Annotated in this window: 11 protein-coding genes and 1 pseudogene; all 12 read left to right on the top strand. The window is 45.1% G+C overall.

Features of this window, described 5'->3' with window-relative positions:
* A pseudogene (locus D7D25_RS18045) lies at window positions 1-288 on the top strand (hypothetical protein); the annotation flags it as partial.
* A 36-nt stretch (window positions 289-324) separates the two neighbouring features.
* Window positions 325-1,734 carry a Gfo/Idh/MocA family protein gene (locus tag D7D25_RS11985; RefSeq protein ID WP_122969194.1) on the top strand — a complete coding sequence of 470 codons (1,410 nt, stop codon included), beginning with the start codon at window positions 325-327 and terminating at the stop codon, window positions 1,732-1,734.
* Between the two features lie 85 nt (window positions 1,735-1,819).
* Window positions 1,820-4,741, top strand: coding sequence for a TonB-dependent receptor (locus tag D7D25_RS11980; RefSeq protein ID WP_255417286.1), 2,922 nt, complete (start codon window positions 1,820-1,822; stop codon window positions 4,739-4,741).
* 41 nt (window positions 4,742-4,782) lie between these two features.
* Window positions 4,783-6,390 (top strand): RagB/SusD family nutrient uptake outer membrane protein, encoded by a 1,608-nt coding sequence (locus tag D7D25_RS11975; RefSeq protein WP_122969179.1) that lies wholly within the window; start codon window positions 4,783-4,785, stop codon window positions 6,388-6,390.
* Between the two features lie 250 nt (window positions 6,391-6,640).
* On the top strand, window positions 6,641-7,813 hold the full coding sequence (locus tag D7D25_RS11970; RefSeq protein ID WP_122969178.1) for a XylR family transcriptional regulator: 1,173 nt from the start codon (window positions 6,641-6,643) through the stop codon (window positions 7,811-7,813).
* 105 nt (window positions 7,814-7,918) lie between these two features.
* Window positions 7,919-9,274: an MFS transporter gene (locus D7D25_RS11965; protein ID WP_122969192.1), complete on the top strand. Its 1,356-nt coding sequence runs from the start codon at window positions 7,919-7,921 to the stop codon at window positions 9,272-9,274.
* Between the two features lie 168 nt (window positions 9,275-9,442).
* On the top strand, window positions 9,443-10,633 hold the full coding sequence (gene nagA / locus D7D25_RS11960) for an N-acetylglucosamine-6-phosphate deacetylase (protein ID WP_122969177.1): 1,191 nt from the start codon (window positions 9,443-9,445) through the stop codon (window positions 10,631-10,633).
* Window positions 10,614-11,426, top strand: coding sequence for a glucosamine-6-phosphate deaminase (locus D7D25_RS11955; RefSeq protein ID WP_122969176.1), 813 nt, complete (start codon window positions 10,614-10,616; stop codon window positions 11,424-11,426). The genes nagA and D7D25_RS11955 overlap by 20 nt, the downstream gene beginning before the upstream one ends.
* A gap of 37 nt (window positions 11,427-11,463) precedes the next feature.
* Window positions 11,464-12,462: a Gfo/Idh/MocA family oxidoreductase gene (locus D7D25_RS11950; RefSeq protein WP_185140255.1), complete on the top strand. Its 999-nt coding sequence runs from the start codon at window positions 11,464-11,466 to the stop codon at window positions 12,460-12,462.
* A 379-nt stretch (window positions 12,463-12,841) separates the two neighbouring features.
* Entirely contained in the window at window positions 12,842-15,955 is a 3,114-nt protein-coding gene (locus tag D7D25_RS11945; protein ID WP_221408008.1) for a SusC/RagA family TonB-linked outer membrane protein, read from the top strand.
* A gap of 161 nt (window positions 15,956-16,116) precedes the next feature.
* Window positions 16,117-17,811, top strand: a complete 1,695-nt coding sequence (locus tag D7D25_RS11940) for a RagB/SusD family nutrient uptake outer membrane protein (protein ID WP_221408007.1) — start codon at window positions 16,117-16,119, stop codon at window positions 17,809-17,811.
* 135 nt (window positions 17,812-17,946) lie between these two features.
* Window positions 17,947-20,559 (top strand): DUF4861 family protein, encoded by a 2,613-nt coding sequence (locus D7D25_RS11935; RefSeq protein WP_255417288.1) that lies wholly within the window; start codon window positions 17,947-17,949, stop codon window positions 20,557-20,559.
* Window positions 20,560-20,599 lie beyond the last annotated feature (40 nt).

Here is a 20,599-nt window from a genome sequence, read left to right as displayed (position 1 = left end):
GACTGTCCCAAAAACAGGATTACCGCATTGTTGTCGAATAAAGAACTGCGTAACCTGTTTTGTTACGGAAATAAAATTACAGGGGAAAATGCCACTGCCCTGATGAACTCTTTACCCGATCGCAAGGAGGCAAGTTTTGCAGGCACATTGGCTTTTATTGATACAACCGTTCCGGATGAACAAAACAAGGCTACAAAAGCGGACGTGAATATCGCGGTTTCCAAGAACTGGGGAGTCTTTGATTATAAAGGCAGTAATTCAAACAAAGTACCTTACGAGGGAGAGTAAATAATCGTAAAAATAAAAAAACTAAAAATGCAGATCATGAAAAGGAAATTTTACTTGCTATTTGCTATAATCGTCCTTTTATCTTCTTGTAATCCTATCTTGAAAAAAAAGGAACCAAAAGAAATCTGCCTGCCTGTCCAGACAGAAGTACCTGATCGGCCTGACGGTCAAAAACATGTACTGGGGCTCACAACCCCCAAAATGGATACGGTAAGAGTCGGGTTTATTGGATTGGGAATGCGTGGTCCTGGTGCGGTACAAAGGTTTTCCCACATTGCGGAGACAAAAATCGTAGCCCTTTGTGACCTGCATCCTGACCGGGTTGAAAAAGCGCAAACAATTCTATACAGGGCCGGTCGTCCACGTGCTGCCGGATACAGCGGGAGCGAAGATGCATGGAAAGAACTTTGCCGCAGAGACGACATCGATCTGGTTTACATTGCGACCGACTGGAAACACCATGCCACTATGATCATTTACGCAATGGAACAAGGCAAGCATGTAGCTTGTGAAGTTCCTGCAGCCATGACCCTGGAAGAAATATGGGATGTAATTAACACGGCCGAACGGACACAAAAACATTGTATGCAACTTGAGAACTGCGTGTACGATTTCTTTGAACTGACCACTCTCAATATGGCACATCAGGGTGTTCTGGGAGATATTTTATATGCCGAAGGCGCCTACATCCATCAGCTTGAAGAATACTGGGAATCTTACGAAAGTGATTGGCGCATGGAATACAACAAAAACCACAGAGGCAATATTTACGCTACGCACGGAATGGGTCCGGCCTGTCAGGCTCTTGATATACATCGCGGGGACAAAATGAACTACCTGGTGGCAATGGACAGCAAACCGGTAAGTATCCCTGCTTACCTGAAAGAAAAGCGAGGTGAAAAAGTTACCGATTTCAAAAACGGCCAGCACACCATGACCATGATCCGTACGGAAAACGGGAAGACCATCCATATTCAACACGATGTCGCCTCTCCCCGCCCCTACAGCCGTATGTATCAGGTACAAGGCACGAAAGGGTTTGCCAATAAATATCCGGTAGAAGGATATGCCTTGAAAGCGGATACCGTTGAAGAAAGCACGATTCCCGACCGGGAAAATATGTCGGCACATTTTTTTGTTGCGGATGATGTAAAAAAAATGCTGATGGAGAAATACAAACATCCCATCCATGTAGAACTGGAAGAAACAGCTAAAAAAGTGGGAGGACATGGGGGGATGGACTTTATCATGGACTATCGCCTCGTTTACTGCTTAAGGAACGGGCTGCCACTCGATATGGATGTCTATGATCTGGCGGAGTGGTGTTGTCTCGCTCCTTTAACGGCTTTATCCCTTGAAAATAATTCGGCGCCCGTGGCCATTCCCGATTTTACCCGCGGACACTGGAACGATGTAAAAGGATACAGACACGCGTTTTGCAAATAATTTTCTAACAATGAACCATAAACAATTATACTATATTATTTCTATGATTACCAGAAGTTTAAATCAAATGTCGTTGTTGAAGAAAATGAGAGTAATTGTTTTCTTTCTATTATTTTTCCCATTGATTGTATGGGGACAAGGAACTACAGTGAGCGGTAAAGTAGTGTCTTCAGATAAACAGGCTTTACCGGGAGTAACGATCGTGCTGAAAGGTACTTCTACCGGGACCACGAGTGACATTGATGGCAATTTTGTGTTATCGGGCATTCCGAATGATGCTGTTTTAATATTTTCTTTTGTAGGAATGCGCACTCAGGAAATTGCCGTCGGTAACCGGGAAATCATTGATGTGGTTATGGAAGAGGAGACTATAGGACTGGGAGAAGTAGTTGCCATTGGATACGGTACAACGAAAAAAAGCGACTTGGCAGGCTCGGTATCCTCCGTCTCGGGTAAACATTTTAAAGACCAACCGGTCAAACGTATTGAAGATATTCTTCAAGGCCGTGCACCCGGGGTGGAAGTTACCAACCTGAGCGGTATGCCCGGTGCAAGCGTAAAAGTTCGTGTCCGCGGTACTACATCTATCAATAAAAGTAGCGAGCCGCTGTATATTGTGGATGGGATTGTCGCCAGTGGATTAATAGGCCTCAATCCCTCCGATATTCAGTCGATTGAAGTATTGAAAGATGCGTCGGCCACAGCAATTTACGGCTCCCGTGGAGCTAACGGCGTGATATTGGTAACTACGCGTAGAGGTACTGAAGGCCGTATGGAAATAACATTCGAAACATCGATAGGTGTTTCCCGTTTGATGAAGCGGTATGACCTGCTTAACGCCTATGAATATGCAACGGCGCTCAACGATATTTGGGGTTCTTCCACAATTCCCGATGCCGACCTCAAAGCCTATGAAAACGGGACAAAGGGAATCGATTGGCAGGATATTATGACGCAAACGGGCATCAGTAAAGATTACAAACTGAGTATTTCGGGCGGGAATGTGAGAAGTCGGTATCTCGTCTCCGCAAACGTTCTTGATCAGGATGCCATAACTATTACAACCAATCTAAAAAGATACAGCCTGAGAGCGAATATTGATTCTGAAGTAACCCCCTGGCTAACGATGTCCGCCAAACTGAATGCTGCGAGAATGCATGTGCATAACGGTAGCGTCAATCTGATGGAAGCGATCAATTATTCACCTGCCATGGAAATGAAAAACGAAGAGACGGGTGTATACAACAAAGACCCTTATAATGCCATCGGAAATAATCCTTACGGGACAAGAATGGCAAACTATGACGACAATTACCGGTATTACCTGAATGCCAACGGCACACTGTTGTTTAAAATTATTGACGGCCTTACTTTGTCCGTACAGGGAGGTTACAACTATGCCCATAACCCCTCTTATTCCTTCACCTCCAAACTGGTAGCCCCGGGAGCTATCAATGGTATGAGAAATCGAAGTCAACTTTCTCTCTTTTGGCAGAACACGAATAACCTGACCTGGCAGAAAACGATCGGCGATCATAATATTACCGCAACAGCGGTATGGGAAACCAGTAAAAGTCAATCTGCCGACCTGGATGTAAGCGGTTCAAATTTACGGAATGAAGCTGTAGTCGGATACTGGAATATTGGTAATGCCGACACGAAAAGTGAGAGCAACAGCTATTCGGATACTTCTATCGCCTCGGGGATCGCCCGTGTTATGTACAATTTCAAAGGACGATATTTCCTGACCGGTACTTTCAGGGCCGACGGTTCTTCCAAATTTCAGGGAAACAACAAATGGGGATATTTCCCTTCGGCTGCCGTAGCCTGGGACCTGGCTAAAGAAAGTTTCATGAACAATCAGGATGTTTTTCAACAAATGAAATTGAGAAGCAGTTTCGGAATCACGGGCAATCAGGGTATCGATGCTTACAGCACATTGGGGATGTTATCCGCTACCTCCTATGGTTGGGGTACATCTACGGATTATGTCGGTTACTGGGGAGATTCGTTTGCAACCCCCGACGTACGCTGGGAAAAAACGTACCAGTACGATGTGGGTTTGGATTTCAGCGTGTTGAGCGGAAAAATGAATTTAACGTTCGATTGGTTCCGGAAACAATCCAAGGATTTGCTTTTCAAGAAAGAAGTTCCGATGTATAATGGAGGCGGCTCATTTTGGGTAAACCAGGGAGAAGTAAAAAACACAGGGGTGGAATTTTCAGTTACCGCTTATCCGTTGAAAAGCAGTGAAGTTATATGGGAAACGGTCTTTAACGCTTCCTATGTGAAAAACGAAGTGGTAGATTTGGCCGGAGAGGATTTTATCCTGGATGCCACTTACAGCAACTATGGAGGCTCCATGCAGATCATGAAACCGGGATATCCGTTAGGATCCTTTTATCTGTATCCATGGAAAGGATTTGACGATGAGGGCGCCAATCTCTATCAGAAAGCAGACGGAAGCCTGACGACCAGTCCTACCGCTGCCGACCAGGCAATTGTGGGACAAGGCAATCCAAAATGGACGTTTGGATGGAATAATATGGTGTCGTGGCGAAACTGGAGTGCAAGCATATTTATCAATGCAGCCACCGGATTCGACCGGTTGAACCTGACTCGTTATGCGCTTACATCCATGACCGGCATGTACAAGTTTATAACACTTCGCGATGCCTATTTCAAGGGTTGGGATTATGTGGAAAACAAAGCCGACGCGCGGTATCCAAGTCATACCAATTCCAACACAAAATACTACGGTAACTCGGATATGTGGTTGGAAAATGCTTCGTTCCTGAAATTAAAAAACATCAGTATCGCCTATCGAATTCCAAAACAAGTCGTAAAATTTGCGGATATGCAATTGTCGGTAAGTGCGCAAAACCTGTTTACCTTGACCCGATATAAAGGAATGGATCCGGAAGTGTATAATGCCTACAGCGGACTGGATATGGGCGCCTACCCGGTACCACGCACATTTACCTTTGATGCGAGATTGACTTTCTAAAAATGAAACATCGATTTTTAACAAAAATAATAGAGAACAGTATGAAGACAACACATAAATACACCGGAGTATTGCTGTTTATGCTTTTACTCTTGTGGATGGTTTCCTGCAACGATTTTTTGACCGAAGATCCTAAGGGAAGGATGGCAACACAAACTTTTTTCTCCGAAAGAAGCGATCTTGACGCATCGTTAAATGCGCTTTATTTCATTGTCGCGGATGCGCAATATGCCAACCATTATACCGGCACGAATTTTTTAGCCGGTGACGATATCACCACCCATCCGGCCAGTAACAAGCAATCGCTTAGGGAACACGATCAATTTGGCGTATCGGACAATAACGCTTGGATGCCCTATTTGTGGGAGCAACGTTGGAAGATTATAAAGGCAGCCAATTTTATCATCAATAATGCAGGGCGAACGCCTGAAGCTTCTGACGAAGAGATCAAATCGGCGATAGCAAATGCTTCTTACTGGCGGGCTTTCGCTTACTTCTACTTAGTGACAACCTGGGGGCCGGTACCTGTGATGCTGGAAGAAGAAATAAATTACGACGCGCAGCTACAATCGGTAGAGAAAATCTATGAATTGATTATACAGGATTTAAAAATGGCCGAGGAGAATTGTCCGGCATCCTATACCAAAGCGCCTTATGCCAGAAACGGAATGAATATAGCGGTCAGCCAGGGAGCGGTAAAGGCGACAATGGCTTACGTATACATGGCCATGGCAGGATGGCCGCTGAATAAAGGAACGGAATATTACCGGTTAGCAGCCGAAAAAGCAAAAGAAGTGATCGACGGAGTGGAAAACGGTACTTACTATTATACCCTGTTGGACGAATACTGGAAGGTATATTCATGGGAATTCAACGATAATAATCCGGAAGTGCTGTTGGGCGTTTATTACAACAGGGATAGGAAAAGCAATATGTCCTCGGCATGCGACTTTCTGCAAGACATGAAGCAAGGAGGATGGGGCGACACGAACGGCGAGATCAAATTCTGGAAAGAATTTCCGGAGGGGCCGCGTAAAGAAGCTACTTACTTTCCCAAAATCATGCTTAGTGATGGAAAATTATACGACTGGTGGTACGACACCGATCCTCCATCAAGGGCTGTTGTCGCTCCTGTTTTTATGAAAACCGTCGAAGGGGCGGTTCGGGGAACGGAATTTGATTATTCCAATCCCTCCAGGATCTCTTCTTCCGGTGAAAAACAGCACCAAGTGATTCGTCTTTCACAAGTATATTGTTGGTACGCCGAAGCAATAGGCCGAAGCGGACAAGTCAACACAAAAGCCATTGAAGTACTGAACAAGGTACGAAACAGGGCAGACGGCAAAGAATCAAATATCTATCACTCCGGCATGACTCCGGAAGAACTGGCTGAGGCCGCATACAATGAGCATGGATGGGAAATAGCAGGATACTACTGGGGTGGTCTGGCAAGCAGGGCCAGGGATATGTTCCGGATGTACCGTTATAAAGACCATTTTGAATTTCGAAAAGAGAATCCCCTGATAGAAGTGGCACCGGGTGTATTTCGAAAAGAGGGTGTTCCGGTAACAGGGGCATGGGACGATGGCAAAATGTATATTCCTTATCCTTACAAAGATGTCATTCTGAATCCAAACCTGAAACAATGAGCCTGCCCAAAATTATTTTTTCGAATCAACGTTTTGAAATTAACCCCCAAAAAAACAAATGTAACGATGGTTGGAGAATGGTCAAAGATTTGATTTTTCATTGACAGGTATGCTAATTGAATGGTTCGACTTTTGATAGTCGAACCATTTAAATACTAAACTGAAAACGAATTCTTTCTTATTAATACTTTTTGCATGTAATGAGAGTTAACCTATATTTTATTTCATCCTTTGAACCCGAATTTTTATTATGATAAAAATATTGTTGCTTATTGACTACTCCAGCGAATTCAGCCGCCGGCTACTGAGAGGATTGATTCAATATGCCCATGAGCACGGACCCTGGTTGTTTTACCGGTTGCCTACCTACTATAAGATAATGTATGGAAAGGAGGGAATTGTGAAATGGGCAAAAGAATGGCAGGCTGATGCCATTGTTGCCCGGTGGGATCATGAGGGAACCAATCTGTTAGCCTCGTTAAACATCCCCGTTGTGCTACAGAACTACAAATCCAGAAGTCCCTACTTTTCCAACCTGACCGGAGATTATGTGGGTACCGGCGTGATGGCGGCGCAATTTTTCATCAAGCGCCGTTTCCGCAACTTCGCGTTTTATGGTAACAAGGGTGTTGTCTGGTCGCGTGAGCGGGCTGAAGGATTCAGAAAAGAGATAGAGAAAGTCGGAGGTAATTATTACTATTTCGAGAGTGAAAATTTGAATGGAGAACAATGGAGTAGAAGTTATATACAACTGGATGACTGGTTGTTGTCGTTACCAAAACCAGTTGGATTATTTGCATGCGACGATAGCTTTGCTCTGCAAATTTCGGAAATTTGTAAAATTAACAACATTCAAATCCCCGAGGAGATTTCATTGTTGGGGGTGGATAACGACGACCTGATATGTAATCTCTCCGACCCTCCCATTTCATCCATTGCATTGGATGTAGAAAAAGGCGGTTATGAAGCCGGGAGATTAATCGACCGATATATAAGGAAAGAAAGGAAAGATCCTTTTAACATCATAATAAAACCCACCCGGTTTGAATTGAGGAAATCGACCGAAAAGTATGATATCTCAAATGCATATATTTCGCAAGTAGTCAATTATATTGAAGAGAATTTAATTTCTGATATAAATATTAAAGAACTTGCTCAAATGGTCCCTTTATCCCGTCGGAATTTAGAGGCAAAATTTAAAAAGGAGATGAATATATCAATTTATCAATTTATTTTACAAGGTAGAATTGAATATCTTTCCAATCTCTTATTAACGACTAACCGTTCCTTGTTTGATTTAGCATTGGAGTCGGGTTTTAACGATAGCAAAAACATATCCCGTATTTTTAAGAAAATCAAAGGCTGTACCCCTACGGAATTCCGTCAAAAATTCAATAATATGGAGATGGATAGCGTTTTTTGAGGAGTGCTGTTCGCTTTTTAAGTGATTGCTATTGCTTTCAAAAATAATTTTGTGCATTACAATTTGTTGAGACACAGATTTTGTATTTCATAAACTCTAATGAAAATGAACAGATTACCTCAAACGGCTCAATTCCGGAATAAAAGCGCCACCCTCCAGTCGATGATCATCCTGGCCTTGCTGTTTTTTATTTTCGGTTTGGTGTCGTGGGTAAACACGATCCTGGTTCCCTATTTCCAGTTGACCCTTCAATTGTCTAATTTCCAATCCTCGCTCGTCACCTTCGCTTTTTACATCGCTTATCTGGTGATGGCCATCCCCTCTTCTTTCCTGCTGAACAAGGTGGGCTACAAAAGGGGAATGATGCTTGGGCTATGGTGCATGGCAACCGGAGCACTGCTCTTTGTTCCTGCTGCCTATTGGCGTCTTTATCGGCTGTTTTTGGTGGGACTCTTCCTGCTGGGTGTGGGACTGGCTATTTTGCAGTCTGCCGCCAATCCCTATGTGACCATCGTCGGGCCTATCGAGAGCGCCGCCAAAAGGATGAGCATAGTCGGGACAGGGAATAAACTGGCGGGAGTAATCGCCAACCTTATTTTTGCCGGAGTGGTGATCCGCGAACCGGACAAGGTGCTGATGCGCGGGATAGAATCCGGGTCATACACCGGTGAGGCATTGGAGACTGCCCTGGACACCCTGATCAAGGGGGTCATGATGCCCTACCTGATTCTGGCCATCGCGCTTTTTATTTTTGGCATTGTTGTCCGTTATTCGGTTTTGCCCGAACTGGATCCCTCGGTGGTAAATAAACAGTCGGCCGAAGACGGGAGTCCGCAAAAATCCATCTTTCAGTACCCCGCGCTGATATTGGGAGTGATTGCCATGTTTTTCCATATAGGGACACAGATGATCGCCCTGGCTACCAGCATCCAGTATGCGGGCACCATGGGGGAAAGCCTGGCCGGGCCGGCGAAAAATATCCCTTCCTACACCATGCTGTTGACTTTTCTGGGGTATTTTATCGGGATCGTATCGATTCCCCGGTACCTGAAGCAGCGTGACGCGCTCTTGATCTGCGCTTCGCTGAATTTATTGCTTTCCGTTCTGATAATCAGCACATCGGGAACGGTGAATTTCCTCGGTATCACATCCGACATTTCCATCTGGTACCTTGTCATGATGGGCCTTCCCAATGCGTTGCTCTATGCCGGAATTTGGCCTCTGGCCATTAACGGATTAGGGAAGCATACCAATCTCGGCTCCGCTCTTCTGGTCATGGCCCTTTGTGGAAGCGCGTTCATGCCGATGATCTATCATTCGCTGGTGGAACTTAATTCGTCGCTTTCTCCTTTCGCCGCCATGAAATATGCCTACTGGATCCTTATCCCTTCTTTTGCCTATATTGTCTGGTACGCCGCTTACGGATACCGGATAAGATCGTGGACGAAAACAAACTTGTAACAAGCATTAACGTATAAATTTCAAAGGATGAAACGAGCATGTAAATCAGTTACGCACAAGTACATGATTGTAGTGATGTTGCCTCCAATTTTAATTCTCAATGGAAGTCGGCGATTTCGCTTCGCTCAATTCCATGCGACCATAATGTGAAAAATAAAATATAAACACATGAAAAATAGACTTGTCATAAAAAACGGAAAAGTAATCTTTCCGGAAAAAATTGAAGAGAACGTCACCGTGGTGTGTGAAAACGGGAAAATAACCGGTATCCTTCCTCATGAAGAGTTCATACAGGGTGATGATGACCTTGTGATAGACGCGACAAACAGGTATATTGCTCCCGGGTTTATAGATATCCACACGCATGGTGGAGGCGGCCACGACTTCATGGACGGAACGGTGGAAGCTTATCTGGGAGCGGCGGAAACGCATGCCCGGTATGGAACCACGGCGTTGTTGCCCACAACGTTGACCAGCACGACCGACGAGCTCATCAACACCTTTGCCGTATATAAGGAAGCCGCAAGACAGAACACAAAAGGCGCGAAATTCCTCGGCATGCATCTGGAAGGCCCTTATTTCGCGTACAATCAGCGGGGAGCGCAGGATCCCGAATACCTGAGAAACCCCCAACCGGAGGAGTACAACAAGATATTGTCGGCTTCGGACGATATTGTGCGCTGGAGCCTGGCGCCGGAGCTGCCCGGCGCGTTCGACTTCGGGAAAGTGCTGGTTTCAAACAATATCCTTACCTCCATAGCGCACAGCGATGCCATTTACGAGGAGGTGGTGGAGGCCTTCAACGCCGGGTTCACCCACGTGACGCACCTTTATTCGGGCATGTCCACCGTCACCCGCAGGAACGCGTTCCGGTACGCGGGTGTTCTGGAAGCCGCCTACCTGATCGATGACATGACGGTGGAAATCATAGCCGACGGCGTGCATCTTCCCAGGCCGCTTCTGCAGTTCGTGTATAAATTCAAGGGAGCCGACAGGACGGCGCTATGCACCGATTCCATGCGGGGCGCCGGAATGCCCGACGGGGAGTCCATCCTGGGCAGCCTGGAAAAGGGACAAGCGGTGATTATCGAGGACGGGGTGGCCAAACTGCCCGACCGTACCGCCTTTGCCGGGAGCGTTGCCACGACGGATCGTCTGGTAAGGACAATGGTTGAGGTGGCCGGAGTGCCGTTGGTGGAAGCGGTGAAAATGATGACGCTGACTCCGGCACGCATCATGAAGATCGATGGGCGGAAGGGGTCTGTCCGTAAAGGGAAAGACGCCGACTTGGTTGTTTTTGATGATAAAATTCATGTTTCACACACAATCTTGGAAGGAAATGTCATATACGGAAACTAACGCAAATGTAACCGCATTCAAGGTGGGAATGCTGGAAGTGAGGATTTTTCCCGACCGGGAAGAAATGGGTAGAGAAGCGGCAGCCGATGTGTCCGGCACTCTGCGAAAGCTGCTTGATGAAAAAGAGGAGATCAACATGATTTTTGCGGCGGCGCCATCGCAAAGCGATTTCATGAAGGAGTTAACAGCCGATAAACGGATCCGGTGGGAGAAGATCAATGCCTTTCACATGGATGAGTATATCGGGCTGGAAAAGCATGCGCCTCAGGGGTTCGGCAATTTCCTGAGGGAGCGGATTTTCGAGAAGGTCCCTTTTAAAAGCGTGCATTACATCAATGGGCTTGCGGAAGATCCCGATGCCGAGTGCGAGCGGTATGCCGGCTTGCTGGAACGGTATCCCGTGGATATCGTCTGCCTGGGAATCGGGGAAAACGGCCATATCGCCTTTAACGATCCTCCGGTAGCCGATTTTAACGATCCCAAACCGGTGAAGGTGGTGGAGTTGGAGATGGCTTGCAGGCAACAGCAGGTGAATGAGAATCTTTTTGCCGGGATAGACCTGGTGCCCACCCATGCCATTACCGTAACCATTCCGGCATTGCTCAGGGCGAAACGGCTGTTTTGCATGGTGCCTGCCGGAAACAAGGCAAAGGCCGTGTATCATACTCTTAACGATGATATCGGCGAGGATTGCCCCGCCACGGTCTTAAGGACAAAAAAGGGAACTGTGTTGTATCTCGACAGGGAGAGTGCTTCGTTGCTGGAGACAACTGACAACACGGCCGGTAAATGAATTCATATCTTTCACAACATCAAAAAATAAAAATATTATGAGACTTGGAATCATATTGTTTGCCACTATGGCCTGTTTTTTACCGTCCTTGCAAGCGCAGATGAAAATCGGCATCATCGGTCTGGATACCTCCCACTCAATCGCTTTTGCCAAGTTCCTGAACGGAGATGACAAAAAGGAAGAGTTCAAGGATTTCAGGATTGTCGCGGCCTATCCCTACGGCTCGAGAACCATCAAATCGAGTTACGATCGTATTCCCGGCTACATCGAACAGGTGAAAGCGTTGGGCGTGGAAATTGTTCCTTCCATCGCGGAGCTTCTGAAAAAAGTGGATTACGTGATGCTGGAGACAAACGACGGAAACCTTCACCTGGAACAGGCATACGAGGTTTTCAAGGCCGGAAAGCCCATGTTTATCGACAAACCGATAGGCGCCAACTTGGCGCAGGCTATCGCCATCTTCCGGCTGGCTGAACAATACGATGCACCTCTCTTCTCCTCGTCTTCTTTGCGGTATGTCGACCAGAGTCAGAGATTGCGTAACGGGGAATTGGGGGAAGTGCTGGGAGCGGACTGTTATTCCCCCGCGCATCTTGAACCGTCGCATGTCGATTTGGCTTGGTACGGGATTCATGGCGTTGAAGCTTTATTCACCGTCATGGGAACAGGTTGCGTGTCGGTGAACCGTATGTCGGCGGAAGGTACCGACGTGGTAGTCGGCTTATGGGGCGATGGCAGGATAGGGACTGTGAGAGGGGCGCGTACCGGAAAAGCCCCTTACGGGGGACATGCCGTCACGGACAAGGGTGTCGTCTCCACGGGAGAATACCAGGGTTACGAGGGATTGTTGAAAGAGATACTGAGATTTTTTAAAACCGGAATTCCTCCCGTAACCGAAGAAGAAACACTGGAGATATTCACGTTTATTGAAGCTGCAGACATCAGTAAAAGTGAAGGAGGAAAAATTGTTTTGATGGAAGATGTATTTCGTCTGGGAGAACGAGAGGCAAAGGAATTGCTCCGCAACTTAAAATAACCGCCGCCTCATGAAACGTTACCAAGTAGTACTGTGATATCATCAAGAGTATTGTAACTATCTCTTTTCTTTGACAATAAGAAATAAAAATCGATTAAAGATAAGTAATAATAAAAAAGTGAAATCCACAATCTGAAAAAATAAAAAAATTTGAGAGCTATTTTTTCATGTGGAAATCAAGAACGATCAGGGTTCTTTAAAATATGACGACGCTCTGCAAATTATTATTCGGTTTTAATAACATCTCCCATTTGCAAAGTAAATTGCTTGGTTATGTAGAATATATATTACCCATAGATTTATTCTACATTTATTCGAATTATTTTTTAACTCTTAACAAATTAGATTATCACCAATGATGAACAGAAATTTTAATCAAATGGCATTATTAAAGAAAATGACCTTGAATATTTTCTTTTTACTATGTCTTCCTTTAGGTATGTTTGGGCAAGGTGTCACAGTACAAGGCAAGGTAGTATCTGTGGACAATCAACCGTTGCCGGGTGTAACTATAGTAGTGAAAGGCACATCGAGCGGAACTATCAGTGATATTGATGGCAACTATGTTTTGCCAAATGTCTCTGAGAATGCAACACTGGTTTTTTCTTTCGTTGGGATGCGCACGCTTGAGGTTGTCGTAGGCAATCGAAAAGTGATCAATGTTGTAATGGAGGAAGAATCAATAGGCTTGGAAGAAGTGATAGCGATAGGTTACGGAACGGTAAGAAGAAGGGATTTAACCGGATCAGTGTCACGGGTAAGTAGCGATCAGATAAGTAAAATAGCCTCTACCCAGCTTACCGAATCTCTTAACGGTACAGTAGCCGGGCTCTATTCCTCTCAGGGTAGCTCCGCAGCAGGCGGAGGATCTTTGGAGATTCGCGGACCATCGTCCATTTCGGCCTCTTCCTCTCCGTTGATCGTATTGGACGGGGTTATCTATCCGGGTAGTATAAAGGATATCAATCCCAATGATATCGAATCAATTGATGTTTTGAAAGATGCCAGTTCTGCGGCTATTTTTGGTTCAAGAGCAGCCGCGGGAGTAATCATCGTCACATCGAAGAGAGGTCAAAGCGGTAAACCCACCATTAACTTTTCAGCACGTGTCGGGATATCAAATCCCACAAATAATGTTTATCCGTACGGCATGGGGCCGAACGATGATCCGATGGATTATTTCAACATGCATCGGGACAATCTGTACGAAAGAAACAATGGAAATTTACCATACTACTATTTTTGGCGTCCCCAAGATTTGCCGGATAATATAAGCATATCCGAATGGCTCGGTTATGTGGAAAATCCCAATCCCGATCCGCTCACGGAGTGGTTTAACAGGATAGGCGCTTGGGACATCGAACGTAAAAACTACTTGGCGGGTACAACCACCAATTTCTATGATCTGGTGATAGGAAGAGGTATTCGTCAGGACTATACGGTAAGCGCCAGCGGAGCTACGGATAACCTGAATTATTACTGGTCTTTGGGTTATCAGGAAAATGAAGGTATTATAAAAGGAGACCAGTTCTCGTCTATACGGAGTAGAATTAATCTTGATTTGAATATCACGGATTGGTTGAAAGTAGGTACAAACACACAATTCGCTTATCGCGACGAAGGAGGAGTTCAAGCAAATCTGCGTGAACTTGCATATATGAGTCCATATGGATCCATGTGGGAAGGCGATGGCTCAATTCGCTGGTATCCCAATGATTATTCAGCTGCAAGGAATCCTTTATTGGATCATTATGGTACTGATCAGTTGAAGGATATGTATACACTTTTTTCCGTCTTGTTTGCCGAATTCAAATTGCCTTTTGGCATTACCTATCGAATTTCTTATCATCCCAGTGTCGCCGTCACTAAAGAGGCCAACTACTATTCTACAAACACTTTCACAGGAAAAACGACTTATACGGGAGGGTACGGATATCGTTACCATACGAATGAATTTGCCTGGATGTTTGACAACCTGATAAAATGGAACCGCACTTTTGGTGTCCATAATTTTGACATCACTTTGCTGGCAAATGCTGAACAATCCAAGAGTTGGAGATCTGAACTAAATGCCAGCACCTTCTCTCCCAACGAGAACCTTACGTATCATGGACTGCAGTTTGGAGCAAACCAAAGCCTTAGCAGTAATGACACCCAAAGCTCAGGTGATGCCCTGATGGCAAGGTTGAACTATACCCTGCTCGACAAATACCTGTTGACAGCCTCCGTAAGGCGTGACGGTTATTCTGCATTCGGCCAGCGCAATCCGAGAGCCGTATTCCCCGCTTTCGCTCTTGCCTGGAGAGTAAGCGAAGAGCCTTTTTATCCCCAAAATGATATTTTAAACCGTTTAAAGGTACGGGTGTCATGGGGGGAAAATGGTAACCGCTCAATTGGCATCTATTCAGCACTGGCACAGATGGGCTCGAGGAGGTACTATACAGGCAGTGCTATTCAAACAGGTGTATATAATACCACGCTTGCCAACCCTTACCTTCGATGGGAACGTACCGAAGCGTTCAATATCGGATTTGACTTGGGACTGTTAAAGGATCGTATTGACATAACCCTTGATATGTATGATGCCACAACTGGAGATTTGCTACTGAACAGACAACTGCCCAAAATCACCGGATTTGAGAGTATTATGTCGAACCTGGGACTATTGGGTAACCGAGGAATTGATTTCACCATCAATACCGTGAATGTAAAAAATCCTAATTTCTCCTGGAACAGCACTCTCGTATTTTCTCTCAACCGAAACAAAATTAAAGAATTGTGGGGTGATATGGGTGATTTTACATTGCTTAACAAGGAGCAACACGGTGAGTTGCCCGACTTTCAGAACAAATGGTTCCCGGGACAGGCATTGGATGTGGTATGGGACTACGACCGATTGGGTATCTGGCAAGAAGCTGAGTCAGAAGAAGCGGCTAAATATAACCTGGAACCGGGAGATTATAAGGTGGACGATGTTAATGGAGATTATAAGTTGTCACAATTTGAAGATAAAAAATTTATCGGTTATACCAAACCCAGACAACGTTGGGGATTGACCAATGATTTTACTTTCTTTAAGAATTTTACGGCTTCCATCTTTATTCGTGCCGATTTAGGTCACATTCGTTCTATGCCTGTTACGAATAGTAAAGATACCTATAATCAGCGTAATGATTGGAATTGGGGACACTGGTCACCGGAAAATCCCGATTGCGAGTTTGCTAAACTTGATTATCCAGATAATTTAGCCCGATACGGTGGTGGAATTGGAATATACAAACCGACCGGTTTTTTGAGGGTGCAGGATGTCAACCTTTCCTATAACGTTCCCGCAAATGTGTTGAACAAACTCCTATCCATACAGGGTATACGTCTTTCCATCTCCGGGCGTAACTTATTGACATTCACCAAGTGGCCGGGGTTTGATCCTGAAACGGGTGCTACTACCCCCATGCCCCGAACGGTCACTTTCGGAGTTGATATCACTCTCTAAACGAATATATAATATATCACGAATAAGAAATAACAAACAACATGAAAAAAATAAATATAAGCACAAATAAGTCCCATTTATTTCTCTACGGAAAATTTGTCTGCGTTTTCTTGACTGCAGTTTTCATGCAGTTTTCATGCAGCGAGGACTTTTTGAAACCTGTGCCCCTCTCATTTTATGCCCCTGAAAACGTGTATGTTGACAAGGAGGGATTTGAAGCAGGTTTAATTAGCTGTAAACGGATGGTCAAGAATGAACTCTATGGCGGATGGAATAACCAGCAGTTGGAATATGCCACATCAGATTATGGATATGGACTTAATTTAACCGACTATACCAAAATGACTCCCTCTTCGCAGGCGACTGTTCATGACGTTTTGGGAATGTTCAGCAAGACTTACGGTTATATCAAAGACACAAATGTTATCATTTCCAGGATTGATAATATTGAATGGGATAAAGAAGAAGATAGAAATTTCATATTGGCTTCAGCTATGTTTTATAGGGCATGGTGGTACTATAGGCTAATTACAAGCTATGGTGATGTACCCTATATCGGCTACGAATTAACGGAAGCCAGGTTGGATTTTTACACGCATAGCCGCTGGGCTATCCTTGATAAAATCATCAAGGATATGGAATTTGTTAAAGAGTGGTTACCGGAAAAGTCGGAACCAGGTGAACTGAATCGCTACGTGGCCCTGCATTTCCTTGCAAAGCTCTACTTGGCCAACTCGGAATACGACAAATCCATCAGCGCGGCGACCGAGGTGATAAACGGTCCATACGAATTGATGACCCAACGTTTCGGTGCTGACGCCGATAATCCGGAGTATAATTTAATTTGGGATTTGCATCGCCCCGTGAACAAATCCATCCCAACCAATAAAGAAACGATATGGAATCTTATCGATAGAGTGGATGGACCTGATGATACCAAGGCATGGAGAATCACCATGCGCGGATTCCACAGCCAGTGGTGGTGGCCATGGGTGCTTGACAGCGAGGGAAAGAGAGCCACATTGCCGGAAGGTCCTCAATACAAAGCATTAGGCCGGGCCAATTCGGATGTTTATCAATCAAGATGGGTTAGTTATGAACTTTGGGAAGAATTCGGTCATACTTGGAAATCGACCCCCGACTTGAGACGTTCGGATGCATGCTGGTGGGAATCCAATGAAATACTTTCCAACAATCCCGCGTCGGTTGACTACGGAAAGCCGATCAATTTCCAGTATCTTGCCAACAAGTACGACAGTTTGCGGCTTTGGCCGATGGCATATTACAAGACCTATTACCCTCATGCCGACGATTACCAGGGAGTACCGTATGGTGGCAATGGCGATTCGTACATGTTTAGACTGGGTGGAACATACCTTCTTCGGGCAGAGGCATATTTCTGGAAAGGAGACAAAGAGAATGCTGCCAAAGATATTAATAAAGTAAGAGAACGAGCCAATGCGCTACCCGTTTCAGCAGCCGATATAGATATAGACTATATTTTCGATGAACGAATGCGCGAACTATACTTAGAAGAGTTCCGGCACTCCGAGATGGTACGGGTCGCCAACATTATGGCCCGTAATAAGATTGGCGGTTATAGTCTTGATAATCTCCACGAGAATAACTGGTGGTACGATCGTGTAAAGAGTCGTAATACCTGGTTCAAGGAGGGTAAAATTGGGCCAAACGAATACATTGTAACTCCAAGATATATATTTTGGCCTATTGAAATACAAGTTATCACTACAAACACGATGGGGGTTATCAACCAGAATAGGGGATATCCGGGTGATGAATTAAATATACCTCCGTTGACAGAGATAATTGATGAAGGCAGACCAACCAAAAATTAAGTTGAAACCGATAGAGAGTAACAAAACCATATTCGGTATGATGATAGAAACAGTATTCATATCAAACAAATCATAAAAGTTGAAGGTATGTTTTATTCGAACCCAGGAGTCACAAATAGAGAAAGGTATTTGTACGTGAAAATATCTTTTTCCATTGTGTTCCTTTTCCTATTCTTCGTGGCAAATAAGGCACTCGGAGAAAACGTTTTTGAAAACAGATCGCCGGCAAAGGGTGTCACACCAAACGTGATTTCGGACCTTAAAATTTCGAAACAACAAGCGTTCGAACAGGTTTTCGGCGATGCCGCCAGGTTAGATCCTGCCATGGTTGCAAAAGTGAAGAACGACACGCCGGGAAAGCGTCACTATGTGGACAAAGACGGCGACGGGAAACCGGAAGAGGTATGGTTTATCGACAACGATCGGCGTCACAATAAAAACAATCTTCCGATATTGGTTAAGGTGATTGATGAGAATGGAAATCTGGAAGCAGGAAAGGAACCGGACAAATACGGTGATCTTTGGATAGCAGATTGGAACGCCGATGGCTTGGTTGATGCCGTGATAGATTATGAAGATATTGATGGAGACGGAGATGTGGACAGTATGGGAATGTTTTTCTACGACCCCAAAAATGGATTACGGGTTTGGTGGAGCAGGGATGATGGCGATGACAACCTGCTGTGGTATGACGTAGATTATGTATACGATCAATCGTTGTGTCAATACAGAACACATTTTGGCGGCGACGAGTCTTTTTGCAGTTTTTACTATGATCCAGATAAAAACCGCTGGATACCTTTCTCTGAAAATCCGTTCCTTTTTTACGATCGGAACAACGACGGAGTGGCAGAAGAAGTTATCCGTGTAGCCGGTCATGGCAACGATATTTGGAGTATTCGTTGGAGTTTTGATGCCGATAATGACGGCACATTGGCCCAACCCCGCAATTTCGATGCAGGTATAACGGCTTTGGCGCCCGGTTGGACACCTGCTAAAACCGATGCGACACTAAAGATAACCGGTGATGAGAGCGAAACAATGGTCATACGAGGTATTCCAACCGGTTGGGTGCTTAACAGGAAAACGGCTACCGACTACCTGAGACAAATCACGTGGGGACGGGTTCTGCTCACATGGGATGAAATAGATCTGAACAGGGCATGGAACAAAGCCAATGACACCATCGACCGATGGGAAGGCGTCATCGCCGCCGCGTCGCTCGACACCTCTTTTTATATGCCGCGCGTTGGGGGACCCGATTGCGGACCTTACAACAAACGGTATGAATTGGTGCTTCAACCCTCGGCACCTAACGAATTTTATTTCAACCCGGCCGATTACCGGATACATATCAAATATGCCGACAAGGCATGGATGGATGTGGACTACGATGGAGACAACGAGTCAGACATGTATTACAACTGGTTGGACACCGACAACGACGGCATCCTGGATAAAATAACTTTGGATATCGGCCACAACGGCGTTATTGACGATTCATGGGATATCGACATTTCCGAAGTGAAACCGGTACCGTGGACTTTTGACGGTCTGAATTCGGTCTATGCACCGATGCTTGCTTCCATGGTGCCCCGAAAATATCTATTGAACAAAGCGTTGATGGCCGTACTGAAATCAACAAGGAATGACGTGGCGGAAGACCCTATATGGGCGTTGGTACAAAAGAACATGGAAAATGAAAATTTTTCCGGCGATGTTTCCCGAAGAGTTACCAACAGTGACGAATCCACCCTATTTTATCTGAATCTTGTTTGCGATCGTCAAATTGTGACTCTTAAAAAGCTGAAAGCGGGAACCGATTCCTTTTGGAAAGCTTTCTACACTGCCCGGGGAAAAAATGACATGGAGTCGATGATTGAATTACTATGCGAAGAGTTCGGGGTGGAAACGCCCGTACAAGATTATCGTGAGTGGAATGATCGCCGGAGGAGTCAGCCTTGCCGCCGGCGCGTGGCATGGATGGAAAATCCGTCGTCAAACTGGCGCTGGGAATCGGAAGATGCCGCTTTCCGATTTTATGAAGGACATTTTGATCTGTTCGGAAAAAGGACAAAACAACTGATTTTTCCCCGTTTTGCTGAAATCACGAAAGAAAATTATCATTACGACAGGAATGAATGGGGGATGGATATTCTCGAAATAGGGAACAGCAGCGGTTGTGGAGGATTGATTCTTTATGTGGATGGTGTGGCGCATCCCATCCGCATCGAATCCGGCCGTGATACACCTACATTTACAGGTCGTCTGATTAGAGAAACGTCGGAAGAGGTTACGCTTGAATTTGTTGCGGAGCATATCGTCTCGGGTAAACCTTATAAAGTAAGGATCCGACCGACCGCTTTTGCAGGGCGGGAAGATTGCCGGATTGAAGTGACGGTGGAAGGTAATTCCGAAGGAGAAAAAATAGAAATGGGTATCGGTCTGACTTCTTTACTTCAAGAAACTTTTTTATTCGATCCTCAAGCGGGAATCATGGGAAGTTGGGGATTCCAGAATCCGGAAATCGGATGGATGGGTATGGGAGTGATATTTCCTGCCGACCGGTTTGCAAGACTGGACGAACAACCCAATGAGCATCGCGTCGTCATGCCATACGAAAAAGGAAAACCGCTCATGTATCATATACAAAGCAGGTGGTTAAAAGGGCTTCGTTTTAGTTGCTGCCCGTCGGCTCAAGACTGGGGGAATATTTTAAAAGTTAAAGCAAATCAGATAAAGAGATGAATGATATTTTCGGATATTTTAAAGTTAAATTAAAATAATA

The organism is Proteiniphilum sp. X52 (genome assembly GCF_003712195.1).
Classification (GTDB): domain Bacteria; phylum Bacteroidota; class Bacteroidia; order Bacteroidales; family Dysgonomonadaceae; genus Proteiniphilum.
This window is presented reverse-complemented; position numbering and strand designations above follow the sequence as displayed.

Bases quoted from the DNA above. Each gene is read 5' to 3' on its own strand.
- nagA (WP_122969177.1), top strand. From the start codon at position 9,443: ATGAAAAATAGACTTGTCATAAAAAACGGAAAAGTAATCTTTCCGGAA.
- D7D25_RS11980 (WP_255417286.1), top strand. From the start codon at position 1,820: ATGAGAGTAATTGTTTTCTTTCTATTATTTTTCCCATTGATTGTATGG.
- D7D25_RS11945 (WP_221408008.1), top strand. From the start codon at position 12,842: ATGGCATTATTAAAGAAAATGACCTTGAATATTTTCTTTTTACTATGT.
- D7D25_RS11975 (WP_122969179.1), top strand. From the start codon at position 4,783: ATGAAGACAACACATAAATACACCGGAGTATTGCTGTTTATGCTTTTA.
- D7D25_RS11965 (WP_122969192.1), top strand. From the start codon at position 7,919: ATGAACAGATTACCTCAAACGGCTCAATTCCGGAATAAAAGCGCCACC.
- D7D25_RS11955 (WP_122969176.1), top strand. From the start codon at position 10,614: ATGTCATATACGGAAACTAACGCAAATGTAACCGCATTCAAGGTGGGA.
- D7D25_RS11970 (WP_122969178.1), top strand. From the start codon at position 6,641: ATGATAAAAATATTGTTGCTTATTGACTACTCCAGCGAATTCAGCCGC.
- D7D25_RS11950 (WP_185140255.1), top strand. From the start codon at position 11,464: ATGAGACTTGGAATCATATTGTTTGCCACTATGGCCTGTTTTTTACCG.
- D7D25_RS11985 (WP_122969194.1), top strand. From the start codon at position 325: ATGAAAAGGAAATTTTACTTGCTATTTGCTATAATCGTCCTTTTATCT.